The 18,006-nt window shown below is 66.4% G+C and carries 15 protein-coding genes; 6 read left to right on the top strand and 9 right to left on the bottom strand.

The features are described from left to right. Genes RMR04_RS16770 through RMR04_RS16795 form a run of 6 tightly spaced genes read right to left on the bottom strand, consistent with a single transcriptional unit; the run spans position 1 to position 6,893 of the window. A complete protein-coding gene (locus tag RMR04_RS16770; RefSeq protein ID WP_311909471.1) occupies positions 1-1,230 on the bottom strand; it encodes a Zn-dependent hydrolase in 1,230 nt (409 codons plus the stop codon). Next, positions 1,227-2,612 (bottom strand): dihydropyrimidinase, encoded by a 1,386-nt coding sequence (gene hydA, locus RMR04_RS16775; protein ID WP_311909472.1) that lies wholly within the window; start codon positions 2,610-2,612, stop codon positions 1,227-1,229. The genes RMR04_RS16770 and hydA overlap by 4 nt, the downstream gene beginning before the upstream one ends. A 10-nt stretch (positions 2,613-2,622) precedes the next feature. After that, positions 2,623-3,804, bottom strand: a complete 1,182-nt coding sequence (locus tag RMR04_RS16780; RefSeq protein ID WP_311909473.1) for a trans-sulfuration enzyme family protein — start codon at positions 3,802-3,804, stop codon at positions 2,623-2,625. Further along, complete coding sequence (locus RMR04_RS16785) at positions 3,801-4,943, bottom strand: acyl-CoA dehydrogenase family protein (protein ID WP_311909474.1); 1,143 nt, start codon at positions 4,941-4,943, stop codon at positions 3,801-3,803. Before RMR04_RS16785 ends, RMR04_RS16780 begins: the two co-directional genes overlap by 4 nt. A 1-nt stretch (position 4,944) precedes the next feature. After that, positions 4,945-5,739 (bottom strand): enoyl-CoA hydratase-related protein, encoded by a 795-nt coding sequence (locus RMR04_RS16790; RefSeq protein WP_311909475.1) that lies wholly within the window; start codon positions 5,737-5,739, stop codon positions 4,945-4,947. Beyond that, complete coding sequence (locus RMR04_RS16795) at positions 5,736-6,893, bottom strand: acyl-CoA dehydrogenase family protein (RefSeq protein ID WP_311909476.1); 1,158 nt, start codon at positions 6,891-6,893, stop codon at positions 5,736-5,738. The genes RMR04_RS16790 and RMR04_RS16795 overlap by 4 nt, the downstream gene beginning before the upstream one ends. A 192-nt stretch (positions 6,894-7,085) precedes the next feature. Here RMR04_RS16795 and RMR04_RS16800 point away from each other — a divergent pair, with 192 nt between their 5' ends. Next, the gene (locus tag RMR04_RS16800; RefSeq protein WP_311909477.1) at positions 7,086-7,496 is read left to right on the top strand and encodes a rhodanese-like domain-containing protein; all 411 of its coding nucleotides are present in this window, start codon (positions 7,086-7,088) and stop codon (positions 7,494-7,496) included. Between the two features lie 163 nt (positions 7,497-7,659). Beyond that, positions 7,660-8,400 carry an IclR family transcriptional regulator gene (locus tag RMR04_RS16805; RefSeq protein ID WP_311909478.1) on the top strand — a complete coding sequence of 247 codons (741 nt, stop codon included), beginning with the start codon at positions 7,660-7,662 and terminating at the stop codon, positions 8,398-8,400. Positions 8,401-8,590: 190 nt separating this feature from the next. Here the strand turns inward: RMR04_RS16805 and RMR04_RS16810 are convergent, their stop codons facing one another. The 3 genes from RMR04_RS16810 to RMR04_RS16820 are packed head-to-tail and all read right to left on the bottom strand — an operon-like array spanning position 8,591 to position 11,180. Continuing rightward, positions 8,591-9,523, bottom strand: a complete 933-nt coding sequence (locus RMR04_RS16810) for a 3,5-dioxohexanoate:acetyl-CoA acetone transferase (protein ID WP_311909479.1) — start codon at positions 9,521-9,523, stop codon at positions 8,591-8,593. A gap of 5 nt (positions 9,524-9,528) precedes the next feature. Next, on the bottom strand, positions 9,529-10,317 hold the full coding sequence (locus RMR04_RS16815; RefSeq protein ID WP_311909480.1) for an SDR family oxidoreductase: 789 nt from the start codon (positions 10,315-10,317) through the stop codon (positions 9,529-9,531). 23 nt (positions 10,318-10,340) lie between these two features. Further along, on the bottom strand, positions 10,341-11,180 hold the full coding sequence (locus RMR04_RS16820; protein WP_311909481.1) for a MaoC/PaaZ C-terminal domain-containing protein: 840 nt from the start codon (positions 11,178-11,180) through the stop codon (positions 10,341-10,343). Positions 11,181-11,588: 408 nt separating this feature from the next. Between RMR04_RS16820 and RMR04_RS16825 the strand changes: the two genes are divergently transcribed. From RMR04_RS16825 to RMR04_RS16840, 4 genes are all read left to right on the top strand, one after another. Next, positions 11,589-13,598, top strand: a complete 2,010-nt coding sequence (locus RMR04_RS16825; RefSeq protein WP_311909482.1) for a hydantoinase/oxoprolinase family protein — start codon at positions 11,589-11,591, stop codon at positions 13,596-13,598. Next, on the top strand, positions 13,595-15,229 hold the full coding sequence (locus RMR04_RS16830; RefSeq protein ID WP_311909483.1) for a hydantoinase B/oxoprolinase family protein: 1,635 nt from the start codon (positions 13,595-13,597) through the stop codon (positions 15,227-15,229). Before RMR04_RS16825 ends, RMR04_RS16830 begins: the two co-directional genes overlap by 4 nt. A 47-nt stretch (positions 15,230-15,276) precedes the next feature. Beyond that, positions 15,277-16,893: an ABC transporter substrate-binding protein gene (locus RMR04_RS16835; RefSeq protein ID WP_311909484.1), complete on the top strand. Its 1,617-nt coding sequence runs from the start codon at positions 15,277-15,279 to the stop codon at positions 16,891-16,893. 80 nt (positions 16,894-16,973) lie between these two features. After that, entirely contained in the window at positions 16,974-18,002 is a 1,029-nt protein-coding gene (locus tag RMR04_RS16840; protein ID WP_311909485.1) for an ABC transporter permease, read from the top strand. Positions 18,003-18,006 lie beyond the last annotated feature (4 nt).

Consider the following 18,006-nt stretch of genomic DNA (forward strand, 5'->3'; position numbering starts at 1 on the left):
TCAGTCTCGGATCGCGCGGGATTGCAGCAGATTGGCGGCTGCATGGCTCAGCACCTCGGCGGCCGCCGCGATCGGCGGCCAGTCCGTATGCTCGTCGGGCGCGTGGCTGACGCCGCCGCGCGACGGCACGAACAGCATGCCTGCCGGCAGATGCCGCCCCACCACGCCGGCGTCATGATTGGCGCCCGAGAGCAGGCGGCAAGAGGCGTGTCCGCAGTCGACTGCTGCCGCCTCGAACGCAGCGATCAGCGTCGCGCTCATCGCAACCGGCGCCGAGGCGTAGGCCTGCTTGACCGAGACACTTGTCCTGGTCGCAACCGCCGCGTCGTCGGCGAGAGCGGCGACCCTGCCGGCCAGCCTGTCCAGCCTGCCGTTATCGGCATCGCGGATCTCCAGCGACAGGCGCGCCTCGCCGGGAACGACGTTGCCCTGGTTTGGGGTGATGCGCACGATGCCGATGGTGCCGCGCGCGCCCTCGCCTTCGCTGTGGATCATCTCATTGAACGCGACGGCAAAGCGGGCTGCGGCCTGAAACGCATCACGCCGTCCGTCCATCGGCACGGTGCCGGCATGGCCTGCAACGCCGGTAAAGCGCAAAGACAGCCGGCGCTGTCCGGCGATGGCGGTGACGACGCCGAGCGGCAGTCCGGCAGCCTCGAGCACAGGCCCCTGTTCGATATGGACTTCGAGCCAGGCGGCGATGCCCGAGAGGTCGCGTGCCGCAGCGCGTGGCCCGTCCGGGCGATACCCGACCGCAGCCATGGCATCGGCCAGCAAGACTCCCTCGCCGTCGCGCAGCCGTTCCAAGCCCGCCTCGTCCAGCTCCCCCGTCATCGCCCGCGATCCCGTGAACGGGCCGAACCGTCCCTCCTCATCGCGGAACGCGATGATCTCAAGCGGCCTGGGGCCGGGCGCGATCCGCCTTGCGGCCTCGAGCGCGACCAGCACACCGAGCGCCCCGTCATAGAGCCCGCCATTGCGCACCGTATCGAGATGAGAGCCCATTGCGATCGCCGGCAGATCCTCGCTGCCCTCGCGGCGGGCGATGCTGTTGCCGAAGGCGTCCTGCCGGACAGACAGCCCCGCCGCCCGGGCGCGGTCGGCGAACCAGTCATGTGCCGCCTGTTCCTGCGGACTCCAGCCGGGGCGCGACCAGCCGCCCGCGGGATCGCGGCCGATGCCAGCCAGCGCCTCGAAATCGGCGCGGAGCGCTACGTCTGGTCCCGTCATGGCAGATCGGGACGCCGAGGCGCGGCGCGGGCGACGAAGCGTCCCTGGCCGAGCGTGCCGAGAAAGCGGCCATTCTCGACCGCGATTTGCCCGCGATAGATCGTGTGCGTGGCCCAGCCGGTGAGCGACATGCCCTCATAGGGATTGTAGCCGACATCGCCGTAATCGGTGGCGGCCCCAATGGTGCGGCGCGCCTGCGGATCGATGATCGCCAGATCGGCATCGAAGCCAGGCGCGATGCGGCCCTTCTTCTCGAATCCGAAGATCTCGGCTGGCCAGGTCGAGAAGACCTCGGCCAAACGCGACAGGGAGATCCGGCCTTCGGCGACACCCAGCGTATAGAGCACAGGCAGCCGCGCCTCGATGCCGGTGCAGCCATTGGCGACGGTGGCGAAAGAGGCCGCGCCCATCGCCTTGGCGGCCGCCGAATAGCTGACCTCGTCCGAGGTCACGGCCGAGAGCACGCCCGATCGAAGCGCGTCCCACAGCTCCTGCTGGTTGTCCTTGGAGCGGAGCGGTGGGCTCAGGATGAATTCGTGCCCGTTGGGGCGCTCCAGGGCGGTTTCGTCGAGTGCCAGGAAATGCGTGCAGGTCTCGGCCGTGACCTTGACGCCGCTCCGGCGCGCAGCCTCGACCAGTGGGAGCGCGCCCGCAGCGACCAGATGCAGGATATGGACCGGGCAGCCAGTGTCCTGCGAGAACAGGATCGCGCGCGAGATCGCCTCGATTTCGGTCACGGGCGGACGCGTGCGGGCGTGCCAGATTGGCGCCGTATGCCCCGCAGCCACGGCTTGCGCGCGCAGCCGTTCGATGATGCCGGCGTTCTCGGCGTGGAGGACGAGCATCAAATCGTCCCGGGCGGCCTGACCCATCAGCGCGTGGAGCGCGCCGTCCTCGACCTTCAGCCCGTCATCCTCATAGATCATGTAGACCTTGAGCGATGTCACGCCTTCCGCGCGCAGCGCGGCGAGTTCGCCCAGGCTCTCGGCCGTCACGTCGGTGATGATCTGATGCAGCCCGTAGTCGAGCGGAACGACCGGGTCGGCCTGGCTGCGACGGTGCCGGAAGCCCTTGAGAATCGAACCGCCACGCCGCTGGAGCGCGAAGTCGACGATGGCGGTGGTGCCGCCCCGCAGCGCCGCGATGCCGCCAGAGCCGAAATCATAGACGCTGCGCTGGCCCATGAAGCCGACCATCAGGTGGACATGCGGATCGACGCCGCCGGGCAGCACGATGCGCCCCGCCGCCTCGACGACACGCTCCGCCTTGGCCGTGCCGGATGCCTCGATCCCCACGATGGTTTCGCCCCGGATGACGACATCCGCCTCGCTGGGGCCTTCCGGCAGGACGACCGTTCCGCCGCGGATTACCAGATCGTTCATGCGCGCCTCATCATGGAATTGCCGCCAGCGCCTGGTCGAGATCGGCAATCAAATCCTGCGGATCCTCGATTCCGACCGAAATCCGCACGAGACCCGGCGCAATCCCCATGGCGAGCCGGCGCTCGGTCGGGACGGAGTGGTGCGAGGTGTTACCGGGCTGGGAGATCAGGCTCTCGACGCCTCCCAGACTGGCCCCGATGCCGAACAGCCGCGTGCAGTCCACCACCGTCCGCGCAGCGACGCCATCGGCGAGTTCGAAGGACATCAGGCCGCCGAAGCCGGTCATCTGGCGGCAGGCCAGCGCGTGGTCGGGATGGCTCGCCAGCCCGGGATAATGCACCCGCAGCACCTTTGGATGGGAGGCGAGGAACGCCGCCACCGCTTCGCCGCCCCTGTTGTGCTGGGCCATGCGCAACGGATAGGTCGCCATGCCGCGCAGCAGGAGCCAGGCCGGATGCGGATCGAGAATAGCGCCCGAGGCCTGCTGCAGCGTCCGCAGCCTGCGCGTCAATTCGCGGGACCCGACGACCGCGCCGGCGATGATGTCGCCATGGCCGTTGAGATATTTCGACGCCGAATGCACCACCAGATCGGCGCCCTGAGCCAGGGGGGTCTGGTTCAACGGGCCACCGAGCGTGCCGTCGACCACCAGCCTGGCTCCATGCTTGCGCGCGAGGCCGGCCATGGCCGCCAGATCGACGATGCGCAGCAAAGGGTTCGTCGGCGTCTCCGTGTAGATCACCGTCGTGGCCGGCGACAGGCAGGAAGCGACGTCCTCGGCCGCCCCCGAGGCCGCCAGGCGCACGCTCACGCCCTGCCGCGGCAGCACCTCGGTGAAATAGCGCAGCGTGCCGCCGTAAAGATCGGGCGTCGCAACCAGTTCGTCGCCCGCCGCCAGCAGCGGCGCCAGCGCTCCGGCGACTGCCGCCATGCCGGAGGAGAACAGCACCGCCGATTCCGCGCCTTCGAGCGAAGCCAGCCGCTGCTCGGCGGCCAGCACCGTCGGGTTGCGGATGCGGCTGTAGACATAACCCCGGACCGAGCCGTCGTTCAGCCCTTCAAGGGTCGCGGTATCGGGCGCAACAAAGGTCGCCGACGCATAGAGCGGCGGGACCGCCGCGCCCTGATGCGAGGCGGGCTCATGGCCGGCATGAACCGCGCGGGTCGCGATCCGGTCCGCCACGCCGCTCATCTCGTCAGCTCGCGCGAGATGATGATGCGCAGGATCTCCGAAGTGCCGCCGCCGATCTCGGCCAGTTTCGCGTCGCGGTAGTGACGCTGCATGTCGTATTCCATCAGATAACCCCAGCCGCCCATCACCCGCATGCCGTTCAGCGCGGCGCGGACATAGGTCTCGGACGAATAGAGGTTCGCCGTCGCGCTCTGCTTGTTGTTGGGAATGCCGCGATCGACGAGGTTGGCCGAGCGGTAGAGCAGCAGGCGCGCCGCCTCGATCTCCATATCCATGTCCGCGAGCTTGGCGCGGGTGAGCTGGAAGCTCGAGATCTTCTGGCCGAACTGTTCACGTTCGTTGCTGTAGGCGATGGATTTTTCGAGCACGGACTGCGCCGCGCCGACATTCACCGCCGACAGGCAGCAGCGCTCATAGTCGAGCGTCTTGATCGTGTTCGTCCAGCCGTCGTTGACCTGCCCGATGATCGCGTCCTTCGGCAGGCGCACATCGGTGAGGAAAATCTCGTTCAGGTCCATCGGCTTCAAGCCGAGCTTCTTCAGCTTTTTGATCTCGACCCCCGGGGTCTTCGGGTCGAGCAGGAACATGGTGATGCCCTTGTGCTTGGGCGCCTCGGCATCGGACCGCGCCATCAGCAGGATGTAATCCGCCTCCTGTGCGCAGGAGCAGAACATCTTCTGCCCGTTGATGACCCATTCGTCGCCGGTCAGCACGGCCCGCGTGCGCAGGGACGCCGCATCCGACCCGGAATTGGGCTCCGACAGCGAAAAGGCGAAGCGGATCTCCCCCCTTGCCAGACGCGGTAACAGGTTACGCTTCTGCTCTTCGGTGCCGAAATGGGTGATGGCGTCGGTGGCGATCACGACGGTCGTGTAGAAGATGTTGGCACCGCTTTCGAAATGCCGCGCGAACTCTTCAAGGAACACCGCCAGATCGGTGCAGCTCCCGCCCATGCCGCCATATTCTTCTGGAATCGGCAGGCCGAGCCAGCCCTCCTTCGCAAGCTTGTCGTAAAGCTCGAAGGGGAAGCGCTCCTCCTCGTCGCAGGCGCGGACATACTCGATCGGGCATTCCTTGGTCAGGAAGGCGCGAAGCTGATCGCGCATCAGCGCCTGCGAGTCGGAGAGTTCGAAATCCATCTCAGCGTCCTTTCCAGACCGGGGCGCGTTTCTCGGCGAAGGCGCGGGCGCCTTCGTGGAAGTCGTCGGAACCGCGCATCCGGCCGCGCGCCGGCAGGCCCGAATAAAGCGTCTCCCAAGCCTGCCGGTCGCTCTTGCCCTCGACATGTTCGAGCACTTCCAGATAGGCGGCGACCGCCAGCGGAGCCGAGGCGCAGATTCGCGCGGCGATCTCGCGGGCGGCGTCCATCAGCTGCTCGCGCGGGACGATGCGATTGACGAAACCCAGGCGGAGGCCTTCTTCCGCGGTCAGCCGCCGCCCGGTCAGCAGGAGCTCGGAGGCGATATTGTGCGGCAGGCGGCGATGGGCGCGCCATAGCGCTCCGGCCTCCGGGATGAAGCCGCGTTGCAGCTCGGGCAGGCCGAATTCGCTGTCTGGTGCGCAGAGCACGATCTGCGCACCCAGGGCGAATTCGAAGCCGCCGCCGACCGCCAGGCCGTTGACCGCGCAGATCACCGGCTTGCGCTGGTCGTTGCGGCGCAGCCCCATGAAGCCATAAGCGCCGAAATCCTCTCCGGTCTCGCCCTTGGCGACGGATTTCAGATCCCAGCCCGCGCAGAAGATCCGCTCGCCGGTCGCGGTGACGATGGCGCAGCGCAGATCGGCATCATCCTCCAGCCGCTGGATCGCGGCGGTGAGATCGCGGCTGAACTTCTGGTTCACCGCGTGTGCCGGCAGATGATCGAAGGTGATCTCCATCACCGGCCCGCGGATCTCGACCTTGATCCGATCGTCGTGGAGACCGGCCGGGCTCACGCCGCGAACTCCCGCAGGACATCCTTCGAGATGATATCGCGATGGATTTCCGAGGTGCCTTCCCAGATCCGCTCGACCCGCGCATCGCGCCAGAAGCGTTCCAGCGGCATCTCCCGCGCCACGCCCATGCCGCCCATGACCTGGAGCGCGTTGTCGGTGACCCGGCCGACCATCTCGGACCCGAAGAGGTTGACCTGCGAAGCCTCGCGCTGGGTGATGGTACCGGCGTCCATTTTCGTGGCACCATCCAGCACCATCAGTTTCGCCGCATGGATTTCCATCGCCATGTCGGCAAATTTGAAGGCCGTTCCCTGAAAGCGCCCGATTGGTTGGCCGAAGGCCTCGCGCGTGTTGGCATATCCGGCAGCGATCTCCATCGCCCGCTCCGCCAGCCCGACGCAATTTGCCGCCAGCATCACCCGGCCCGAGAAAATCCAGGCCTTGGCGATGCCGAAACCGTCTCCCTCGGCCCCGAGGATGTTCTTCGCCGGTACCCGGACGTCGCTAAACGAGATGATGCAGCTCTTCATCCCCCGGTTCGACAGGACGTCGAGCGGCACGACCTCGATGCCGGGCGTGGCCTTGTCGATCAGGAAGCAGGTGATGCGCTTCCTGGGGCCCTTCGGCGTCTCGTCGATGCCAGTCACGGCGAAGGTGATGATGAAGTCGGCGCGCATCGCCATGGTGATGAACTGCTTGGTGCCGTTGACGATGAAATCGTCCCCGTCGCGCGTTGCGCGGGTGGAGATCGCACGCGCATCCGATCCGGCGCCCGGCTCGGTCAGCGCGAAGCATTCCCAGCGTTCGCCCGTGATCACCGGCTTCAGATAGGTCTCGATCTGGTCGCCCGTGCAAGCTTTCAGGATTGGGGCCGGCCGGTTGCAGATCACCGATAGCGCCCGACTAGTGCGACCAAACTCGATCTCGGCCGCCGCGCGCTGCATGGCGCCGAGGCCAGCGCCGCCGTGCTCCTCGGGCATGTTGATCGCATACCATCCGGCCGCGATGGCCTTCCTGCGGATCTCGTCGAACAGCTCGTCGGGCACCGCGTCGAGCTTATCGACCAGCGCCTCGTGAGGCTGCAGCTCGGCTTCGACGAAGGCGCGCAGCCCCTCGGAAATCATGCGCTGGTCGTCTGTCAGGGCCAAGCTCATCCGGGAAGGTCCTCGTTTCTGCCGGAGAAGACGACCAGCAGCCGCCCCGCTCCGGCGGTGTACGACGCTGATCGATGTTTTATTATGTGAACCATGATTTTGTATTTTGACGACCCTGTCAAGAAGTGTGATGCTCGTTTCCGACCGGCTCTGCGCCGGCATGGACCCAGATGATGCAGAGGAGCGGCGACGATGCCGTCGACAATATCCAAGGGGTACAAGGCCCTGCTGGACGAGGCGCTTGCAGAGATCACGACGATCGCTGCGAGCGATGCGATCGCGCTTCTGGGCAGCCCCGACCATGTCTTCGTCGACCTGCGCGATCCGCGCGAGCTGAAGCGCGAGGGCAAAATTCCAGCTGCATTCTCCTGCACGCGGGGCATGCTTGAATTCTGGATCGACCCGGAATCGCCCTACGCCAAGCCGATCTTCCAGGAGGACAAGACCTTCGTCTTCTATTGCGCATCGGCATGGCGCTCGGCGCTTGCGACGAAAACGGCGCAGGATATGGGCCTTGCCCCGGTGATGCATGTCGAAGGCGGCTTCACGGCCTGGAAGAAGGCCGGCGGCCCGGTCGAGATGCAAGAACAGGCGGGCTCGTAGAGCCTAGCGCTGGAGCAGGCTTCTCGCGAAAGACCGGCTCCCGCCTTCTCGCATCCTGCTCCGGCGCAGTGGTCTTGTTGCAATTCCGGGACCGATCGGAGAAGGAAATTCCGCCGGCCTGCGAGTCTGCTGCGAAGGCCCGCGCCCTTTTCGGGAGATATCTGTGTCGACCACCGTCGAAAAGGCCCTGAGGGTTCTGGAATTGCTCTCGATGCACGGCTTGCCGGTCCGGCTCGCCGATCTTTCGCGCGAACTGGAAATGAACAAGTCCACCACCTACAGGCTGCTCGAGAAGATGGGGCAGCTCGGCTATGTGCGGCAGGACGAAGACAGCCGCTACATGCTGACCACGCGCATGTGGGCGATCGGGGTGCGGGCTTTCCGCAATTTCGATCTGAGGGCATGGGCCAAACGTCATCTCGAGGAGCTGACACAGGAGACGGGGGAGACTGCGGTGCTGGCCGTCCTCGAAGGCCTCGAGGTCATGATCATCGACAAGCGCGAATCCGCCCAGGCGGTCCAGACCCTCTCCCCGCTCGGCAGCCGATCGGCGCTGCATGTCTCGTCGCTCGGCAAGGCGATGCTGATGGTCGAAGCGGAGCGCCTGCTGCCGCAGATGAAGCGGCTCCAGAAGTTCACCGATCGAACGATCACCACGATGGCGGCGCTCAAGGCGGAGATCGAGCGCGCCCGGGCGCTGGGCTTCGCCGAGGCCTATGACGAATTCGCCATCGGCGTGAGCGGTGTTTCGGCCCCCGTCACCGGGGTCGACGGCAGCCTGCTGGGCACGATCGGAATCTCGTTGCCCACGAGCCGCCGCGAGCCGGAACGGCTGGACGTCATGCGCGCGGCGGTCAGGTCCCATGCCGAACGCCTGTCGAAGGCGCTCGGCGGCATCGGCTGATCCCAGAGCATTTTCGAGCGAAGTGGACGCCGGTTCGCGCGAAGACAATGCGATAAAACAAGGAGGTAGAGCAGGATGCTAAAAAGTGGGAACCGGTTTTTCGCGTCGATCCTGCTCTAACTCTTTGATGAGAGACGGATTCAGATGTCAGATCGGACCACTTGGTGATCTGATCTGACATCATCCGGCTCTAGCGGAAAGCGACCTTCTCGCGGCCCTTCAGCCCCAACATCGCCCGCGCTTCATCGGGCGATGCGATCTCCACCGTCAGCCCCTCGACGATGCCGCGGATCATCGTCACCTGTTCGGCGTTGGACTGCGCCATGCGTCCGCGCCCGGCATAGAGGCTGTCTTCGAGGCCGACGCGGACATTGCCGCCCATCGTGGCGGCCATCGTGCCCATGTTCATCTGATGGCGTCCGCCGGCCAGCACCGACCAGCGATAGTCCTTGCCGAACAGGCGGTCGGCGGTTTCCTTCATGAACATCAGGTTCTCGGGGCCGGGGCCGATGCCGCCCAGCGTACCGATGATGAGCTGGACGAACATCGGCAGCTTCACGAACCCCCGATCGAGCATATGGGCGAGGTTGTAGAGATGGCCGACGTCGTAGCACTCGAACTCGAAGCGCGTGCCCCCATCGCCCAGGCGCGTCATGATCGATTCGATGTCGGCGAAGGTGTTGCGGAAGATCGCGCCGCGGGAGGCCTCCAGATAGTCCTCCTCCCAGTCATTGACCCATTTGCCGCGATACTTCTCGATCATCATGTAGGTGCCGAAATTCATCGAACCCATATTGCAGGAGCAGAGCTCCGGCGAGGCGGCGAGCGGCGCCGACAGCCGCTCCTCGATGGTCATGTAGGTCGATCCGCCAGTGGTCATGTTCAGGACCGCATCGGTCTGCGCGCTGATGCGGCGCAGGATGTCCATCCAGATCGCGATGTCGCCCGTGGGACGCTGCGTCTGCGGATCGCGGGCGTGCAAATGCAGGATCGCCGCGCCGGCGCGGGCCGCACCGATGGCCTGCTCGACGATGGCGTCGGGCGTCACCGGCAGATAGGGCGACATGGTGGGGGTGTGGGTGGCGCCGGTGACGGCGCAGCTGATGATCGTCTTGTCGGCCATTGGGCTCACTCCGTGTATTCCAGACCGCCGCAGATGCTGAGAACCTGCCCCGAGACCGGCCGCCCGGCCTTCGAGGTCAGATAGATGACGAGCGCGGCGATCTCGTCGGGCTCGACCATGGTCTTCATCGACACCGCCTTGAGCGCGAGCGCGGCCATGTCGTCGTAGCTGATGCCCTTGGTCGCGGCGCGATCGGTGAAGACGCGGCGGATGCGGTCGCCCGCCACCACGCCCGGCGCGATGGCGTTGACGCGGATCTGTTCGGGCCCGAGCTCGACCGACAACGACCGCGCCATGGCGATCACCGCCGCTTTCGACGCCGCATAGGGCGCGCGCAGCGGGAAGGCGTATTTGCCGGCGACCGAGGCCATGCAGACCATGCTCGCGCCGCCATGCGCGGCCGCGGCGATCTTCAGATGCGGGATCGCCGCGCGCGCCACATAAAACTGGCCATGGACGTTGACGTCGAAGGTCCTTTTCCAGGCCGCTACATCCAGTTCGTGCAGCGGCGCGGCCGGGCCGGCGATGCCGGCATTGTTCACGAGGATGTCGAGCCCGCCCATCGCGGCCGTCGCCTCGGCGACGAAGGCATCCACGGCGTCGATATCGGAGACGTCGCAGCGACGGGAAGCGAACCCCTCCTTCTCGGTTGCGGCGAGCATGTCGTCGACGATGTCGCAGACCCAGACCGCCGACCCCTTGTCCCGGAAGGCCCGGGCGATTTCCAGCCCGATCCCCGATGCGCCCGCCGTGACGATGACCCGCTGGCGGGCCCAATAGTCGCTGTCGCTCATATCCGTCATTCCCTCCTTTATGTTCAGCCGCCGGAGACGACGGCGAGCCCGCCGTCCAGAACCGGCTTGTCGCGCCCCTGCGCGAAAGCGCGAAAATAGAACTGTCCGGGTTCGCGCCAGAGCTGGAAGACCAGCGTCTCACCGGGAAAGACCGGCCCGGTGAACCGCGCCGCGAAGCGGGACAGACGCTCGGGCTCGCCCCTGGCGCAACGTTTCAGAATCGCGAGGCAGGCAGTGCCGAAGGTCGCCGCGCCGTGAAGGATCGGCGCAGGAAATCCAGCCGATCGGGCAAATTCCGGGTCGACATGCAGCAGGTTGCGGTCGCCCAGCAGGCGAAACAGCGCCGACTGATTGGCGGCGGTCGCGACCTCGAAGGTCTCGTCGGCCGGCCGGGCGGGAACCGTGATCGTCTCGGGCTCGGCTCCCCGGTTGCCGCCGAAGCCGCCGGCGCCGCGCACGAAGAGGCTGGACAGGCTGGTCGCCACCAGACTGCCATTCTGGAAGATGCGCATCTGCTGATGGATGATTCCGCCGCGCCCCTCGCCCTTGTCGCCGAGCCCGACAATGGCCGTCTCGACCTCCGCGCATCCCGACGGCGCGAAGGGAGCGTCAAAGCGGATGTCGAGGCCACCATGCACGACGAGTGCGACCGGGACCTGCGCCACCTCGAGCCAGTCGTCGGAGAAACCGAGGATCTGCGCGAAGCTCGGAACGACCTTCTGGTCGCGCTCGAGGATGAACGGCAGATCCGCGACCGGGTCGGCCGCGCAGGCCAGCGCGTAGAGCAATGTCTGGCGGTCGTCATAGGCAAATGAGCGGGCGGGAACGGCCAGCGACAAAAGGCGGTCGGCGTCGAGAATCATCGGCGGCTCCTTATGGCTCACGGGAGTGCCCGCATCCGAAGCAGGATGGAGAGTCGGCACTATTATTGCAACAGCACTTCAACATGTGAAACACTTTTTCTCCATACGCCGTATCTTCAACCCCTCTCTTCGCTTGACAGAACCGCCGCTGTGCAAAACGATCTTTCGCATTCTAAAACGCTCCGTACCCGCTCCGCACGACAGAGACAGGCGGACAGAGAAGGACCCGCATGCATTTGGAGTCATCCCGGCGACGATCTCCCGCTGCACGTCCTGGCTGCCGCGGCAGGGGCATCCATGCCTCGCGCCACGCTGTCGGGAGTTCGCAATTGACATGACCAAGGCTCGCCGAGATATTGCTGAAATCGGAAGTTATTTCCGATTTACGGAATTTCAGGAGAGCTGACGGTGGCAGGCTGGAGACTGGGCATCGATATTGGCGGGACCTTCACCGACGTGATCGCGGTGCCCCCGCCCGCGACCGCGGGACGGCGCCGTTCGGCCAAAGTGCCAAGCCAGCCGCAGGAACCCGTCAGGGCCATCGTCGATGCGATCTCCGCGGTCGGATTGACCTGGCCGGAGGTCGAGGAGATCGTTCACGGCACGACGATCGTCACCAACGACATCGTCGAGACGCGGCTGCGCCCTTGTGCGCTGATCGCCACCGCGGGGTTTTCCGACACGATCGAGATCGCCCGAGGCTCTCGCCGGCATCTGTACAGGATGGAGATGCCGCCGCGGCCGGCGCCGCTGGTGCCCGCCGAGTTGCGCTTCGAGGTCGATGAGCGGCTCGACCATGAAGGCCGCATCGTGCGGCCCCTCAGCGATGCCGACATTGCCCGCGTCGTCTCACAGGTGAAGGCGAGCGGCGTCGACACGGTCGCGGTCTGCCTGATGCATGCGTTTCGCAATCCCGAGCATGAACGCCGCCTCGGCGTCGCCCTGCGCGAAGCCCTGCCGCATGTCTCGCTATCGCATGAGGTCAGCCCCGAATGCCGCGAATTCGAGCGGATGAACACCACGGTGCTGAACGCCATGATGATGGCGAAGATCAAGCACCATCTCGGCCTGATCGCCGAGCGGCAGCCCCACGGCTCGCGGCTTCACCTGATGCACTCGGCCTCGGGCATGGCCGCGCCGGCGCTGATCGCCGAGCGGCCGCTGATGCTGGCCATGTCGGGTCCGGCGGCCGGTGTCGCAGCCTCTTGCGAGATCGCGGCAAAGCTCGGCATCTCTCACGCCATCACCTTCGACATGGGCGGGACGACGACCGATGTCTGCCTGGTCGTCGACGGGCGGGCGCAGATCGCGGTCAACCGCGATCTCGGCGGCCAGCGCATTCGCATGCCCATGGTCGCCGTGGATTCGATCGGCGCGGGCGGCGGATCGATCGCGCGGCTGATCTCGGGAGCCCTCACCGTCGGCCCCGAAAGCGCCGGCGCACGGCCGGGCCCCGCCTGCTACGGCACGGGCGGCACGCAACCCACCGTCTCGGATGCCGATGCCGTTCTTGGCAACCTCAACCCGGCGCGCACGCTGGGCGGCTCGATCACGCTGTCGGTGGAGCGGGCCGAAGGCGCCATCCGCCCGCTCGCCGAGGCGATGGAATTCAGCGTGGCCGAGGCCGCAGCCGGCATCACCCGGGTCGTGCACGCCAACATGGCCCGCGCGCTGCGCCGGGCGACAGTTGAGCGCGGGCTCGATTTGCGCCAGTTCGACATGATCGCCTTCGGCGGCGCAGGGCCGATGCATGCGGTCGAAGTCGCGCGGCTCTGCGGCATCGGCCGCATCGTGGTGCCGGCCTTCTCGTCGGGCTTTTCGGCGTTGGGCTGCGTCGAGGCGGTGATGAGCTATTCGCGCCAGATGACGCTGGGCATGAAATCCGGCGACTGGGACCAGGCGGCGCTCGACCGGACTGTGGCCGCACAGGTCGAGGATTTGTCGTCGGCGCTGATCGCAGCGGGGCATCGAGCCGCGACGCTCGCCATCACCATGACCGCCGGCATCCGCTATAGCGGGCAGAGCTACGAGACGCAGATCGACGCGCCGGCGCTGGACAGGCCCGATACGCTCGGCCAGCAGTTCGATGCGGCGCACCGCGCGCTCTATGGCTATGCGACCGGCGAGCCCTGGGAGCTCTCCTCGCTTCGCATCGAGGTATCCGCGCCGACGGAGTCCAAGGCCCCGGCGGATGCCCCCATCACCGGAGAGGACGCACCACCAGGCCGGCGCCGCGTGACCTTCGAAACGGGCGAGACCTTCGACGTCGCGGTGCTGGCGCGCGCCTCCATGGTTCCCGGCGAGACGATCCAGGGGCCGCTGATCGTCGAGGACGAATGGTCGACAATCGTCGTTCCGCCCTCGGACCGTATCGCGGCCGATGCCGCGGGACATCTGACGATCGAGGTGGCGCTGTGACGGTCGCGAAGACACTCATCCCTCCAGCCGCGATCGACCCCGTCTCGCTCGAGGTCATCCGCAATGCACTGACCGCCATCGCCGAGGAGATGTCGATGGTGGTCATGCGCGCCGCCCGCTCGCCGCTCCTGCGCGAGGCCGGCGACCACTCCTCTGCACTGACCGACAGTGCGGGCTTCCTGGTGGCGCAGGGCGCCGACGTGCCCGTGCATCTCGGTGTGCTCAGCTTCACGGTGCGCGAGTTCCTGGCCCGCGTTCCTGCGGAGCGGCTCATGCCGGGGGACGTCTGGATCGTCAACCTGCCGGAGGTCGGCGGCAACCACCTTCCCGACGTCAAGCTGATCCGCCCCGTCTTCCGCGACGGTGTCCTCTACGCCTTCGCCGTCAGCCTCGCCCATTGGGCCGATGTCGGCGGTGCCATGCCCGGCAGCTATTTTGCCGACGCCCGCGACGCCTGGGCCGAAGGGCTGCGGATCCCGCCGACCCGTCTCGTCGCGGACGACGCGATGGATGAGGAAAAGCTCGCGCTCATTCTCGCCAATGTGCGCGGCCCTCAGGAGCGCAAAGGCGACATCCTCGCCCAGATCTCGGCCACGATGGTCGCCGCGCGCAGGCTCGACGAGCTGGCGGCGAAACATGGAGCCGCCTGGATCGGGACCGCCTTCGCGTCGATCCACGACCGCGCCGAGCGCCAGATGGCAGAGGCGATCGGCGCGATCCCCAACGGCGTCTATGCCGGCGAGGACTGGATGGACGATGACGGCCATGACGGCCCGCCCGTGCCGATCCGCGTTACCGTCACGATCCGCGACGCGACGGCCACCTTCGACTTCTCCGCCTGCGCTGATGCGGTGTCCGGGCCGATCAACACCACGAAATTCATCGCGGGCGCGGCCGTCTTCTATGTAATGAAGGCGCTCTACGGCCCCGATATCCAGCCGTCAGGCGGATGCTACCGCCCGCTCGACGTCGTCACGCGCCAGGGGTCGATCGCCGATGCCCCCTATGACCGGCCCGTGGTCGGCGGCAATCACGAAACCTGCCAGCGGATGGCGGACGCGATCTTCAACGCGCTGATCCCGGTTGCGGCGGCCAAGCTCAGCGCAGGCGGGCCGACGACCGCCGGGCTCGTGATCTTCGGCAGCCGAACGGATCTCGGCTGGAGCACGCTCTACGAGGTCCATCCCGGCGGCGAAGGCGCGCGCATCGACCGGCACGGCATGGCCTCGAGCCGCGTGCACCTCGCCAATGTAATGAACACGCCGGCCGAGGTGATCGAGGCCGAATATCCGATCATCGTCGCGTATCAGAAGATCCGCCGCGGCTCGGGCGGCGCTGGGCGGCACAAGGGCGGCGACGGCATCGTCCGCGGCTACAAGATGAGCGGCGACGAGACCACCGTGACCACCATGTTCGAACGCGCCGTCGTGCCGCCCTATGGACTCGCGGGCGGCGAGGCGGGCGCCGTCTTCGGCGCGCGGCTCGTGCGCGCAGACGGCAGCGAGACGGCGTTGCGCGGCAAGCAGAACATCCGCATCGGCAAGGGCGACCTCGTCGAGGTGACGAGTTGCGGCGGCGGCGGCTACGGCATCCCGGACGAGGCGACAGAGTCGAGCCTCGCCGCGGAATAGCGATACCAAACGACCATAACAAACGGGAACGGGAAAGGATGACACAAATGCGCAGGCGTGACTTTCTAAGTAGCGGCCTCATCGCAGGCGGCGCGGCGGCTTTCGGCCTTTCCTTCCAGCCGCGGCTGGCGCGGGCGGCGAGCAAGGGCGCGGTCATCCGCGTCCTGGCCGAAGGCGCTCCCAATACCTTCGATCCCGCCGGGACCGGCTACAACATACCCTCGGCAAACATCACCTGGAACGTCTATGACCGGCTGATCACCTTCGGGCAGAAGCCGCTGGCCGGACCTGGCCAGCAGGGCGCCTTCATCTACGACTATGACAAGCTGGTGCCCCAGGCGGCCGAAAGCTGGACCATTTCGGCCGACGGCACGACCTTCACCTTCAAGCTGCGCAAGGATGCGAAATTCCACGACGGCACGCCGGTCACAGCCGCCGACGTCAAATGGTCTCTCGACCGCGCGGTCAACGTCACGACCGCAAAAAACCAGATGGCGACCGGCTCGATGACCGATCCGGGCCAGTTCACGGTCATCGACGACATGACGATCGAGATCAAGGTTCCCAAGGCCGACCGCTTCACCCTGCCTAATCTGGCGCTGCTCTTCCCAGCGATCTTCAATTCCAAGGTCGCCAAGCAGAACGCCACGGCCACCGACCCCTGGGCCTCCGACTGGCTGAAAACCAACATCGCCGGCGGCGGGCCCTTCAAGCTCGGAGCCTACCAGCCAGGCCAGCAATTCGTGCTCGAGCCCTTTGCAGACTGGAAGAACGGGGACCGGACGCCAGACGACCGCATCGTCTACCAGATCGTTCCGCAGGGATCGTCGCGGCGTCTGGCAGCCGAGCGGGGCGAGGCCGACCTGGTACGCGACCTGCCGGGCCGCGATATCAAGGATCTGCTCGACGCCGGCAAGGTGCGTGTGCTCGGCATCGCCAATCCGGCAACCGTCACCTACATCGCAATGAACAACGGCATGGCGCCCTTCGACAATCTCAAGGTCCGTCAGGCCATCGCATGGTCGGTGCCTTACAAGGACATGTTCGAGGCCGTGTTGTACGAGCGCGGTGCGCCGATGTTCGGCGGTCCCGCCGACGTCACGTCGACGCAATGGCCCTCGCCTCTGCCCTATACGCAGGACCTCGTCAAAGCCAAGGCCTTGCTGGTCGAGGCGGGCTTCCCCAACGGGTTCGAGACGACGTTCTCGATCGACGCCGACGACACGACGGTCGGCGAGCCGGTCGCGATCCTGATGCAGGAGGCCCTGCGCAAGATCGGTATCAAGGTCACGATCAACAAGGTGCCCGCCGGCCAGATGGGGACGCTTCAGACCGAGAAGAAGCTGCCTTTGTTCATCGCCAATGCCGGCGCCTGGCTGGCCAGCCCGGACTACTTCTTCCGGATATTCTACCAGGGCGCAACGCGCTGGAACTTCGGCTCCTATGCTAATCCCGAGATGGTGCAGATCGTCGCCGATGCGCGCTGGGAGACCGACCAGGCGAAATACGACGCTCTGGTGACCCGGATGATCCAGCTGGCACGGACCGAGGTGCCGGTGATCCCGCTGTGGTCGGCCTTCCAGGACACGGTGATCTCGCCTGCGACTTCAGGCTACACCTACATGTTCCACCGCTCGCTCGAGCTGCGCCACCTCGATAAGTGACGCAAGCAACCCAGCCGACCGGCGCGCGGAAACGCCCGCCGGTCGGTCTTCGCCATATCGCCCGGAAGAGATGACGACCCATGCGCTATCCGCTCGTCCGAGCCATACTGGGCCGCATTTGGAGCGCGCTTCCGGTGCTGTTCGGCGTGCTCGTCGTCACCTTCCTGCTCATTCGCGCGCTGCCGGGCGACCCGGCCGTGCAATATGCGACCAGCCCCACGGCGAGCCGCGTCGAGATCGAGGCGATCCGCCGCGAGCTCGGCCTCGACCGGTCTCTGGCCGAGCAGTTCCTGCTCTATCTGGGCCAGCTCGCGCACGGCAATTTCGGCTACTCGCTGCAATCGGGCCAGCCGGTTCTCAAGGATTTCGCGGTCCGCCTGCCTGCGACCATCGAGCTCGCGATCATGGCCTTCGTCCTGTCGATCGTCGTCTCGCTGCCGCTGGGCGTCGCAGCGGCGATCTTCCGGAACTCCTGGTTCGATCAGCTCTGCCGGGTGCTGTCGTCCTTTGCCGCGGCCATGCCGGTCTTCTTCTTCGGCCTGCTGCTGATCTATTTCTTCTATTTCCGCTGGGGTCTGGCGCCGGAGCCGATCGGCCGCTGGCCGGCCATGATCATCCCGCCCGACCCGGTCACGGGTTTCGCGACGATCGACTCACTCTTCGCCGGAGACGCCGAGGCGTTCTGGAGCGCACTGGCCAAGATGCTGTTGCCTGCGACCTCGATGGCGATCTTCGCGGTCGCCCCCCTGTTGCGGATGATGCGCGGCGCGATGATCGACGCGCTGGACAGCGACTATGTGCTGGCCGCCCGGGCCTTCGGATTGTCGCGCTCGCGGGTGATCCTGCGCTATGCGCTGCCCAATGCGCTGCTTCCGGTGCTCGCGACCATGGGGATGGTCCTGTCGACGATGCTCGGGGCCAATGTGATGATCGAGAAGCTGTTCGCCTGGCCGGGCATCGGCGCCTATGCGGTGAACTCGCTGATCTCGATCGACTATGCGCCGGTCCAGGCCTTCGTCCTGATCGTCGCGGTGCTGTTTGTGCTGATGACGCTGGTCATCGACATCATCTCGGCGGCGATCGATCCGCGCTACAAGCTGAAGGGCTGAGGCG

Source organism: Bosea sp. 685 (assembly GCF_031884435.1).
GTDB lineage: Bacteria > Pseudomonadota > Alphaproteobacteria > Rhizobiales > Beijerinckiaceae > Allobosea.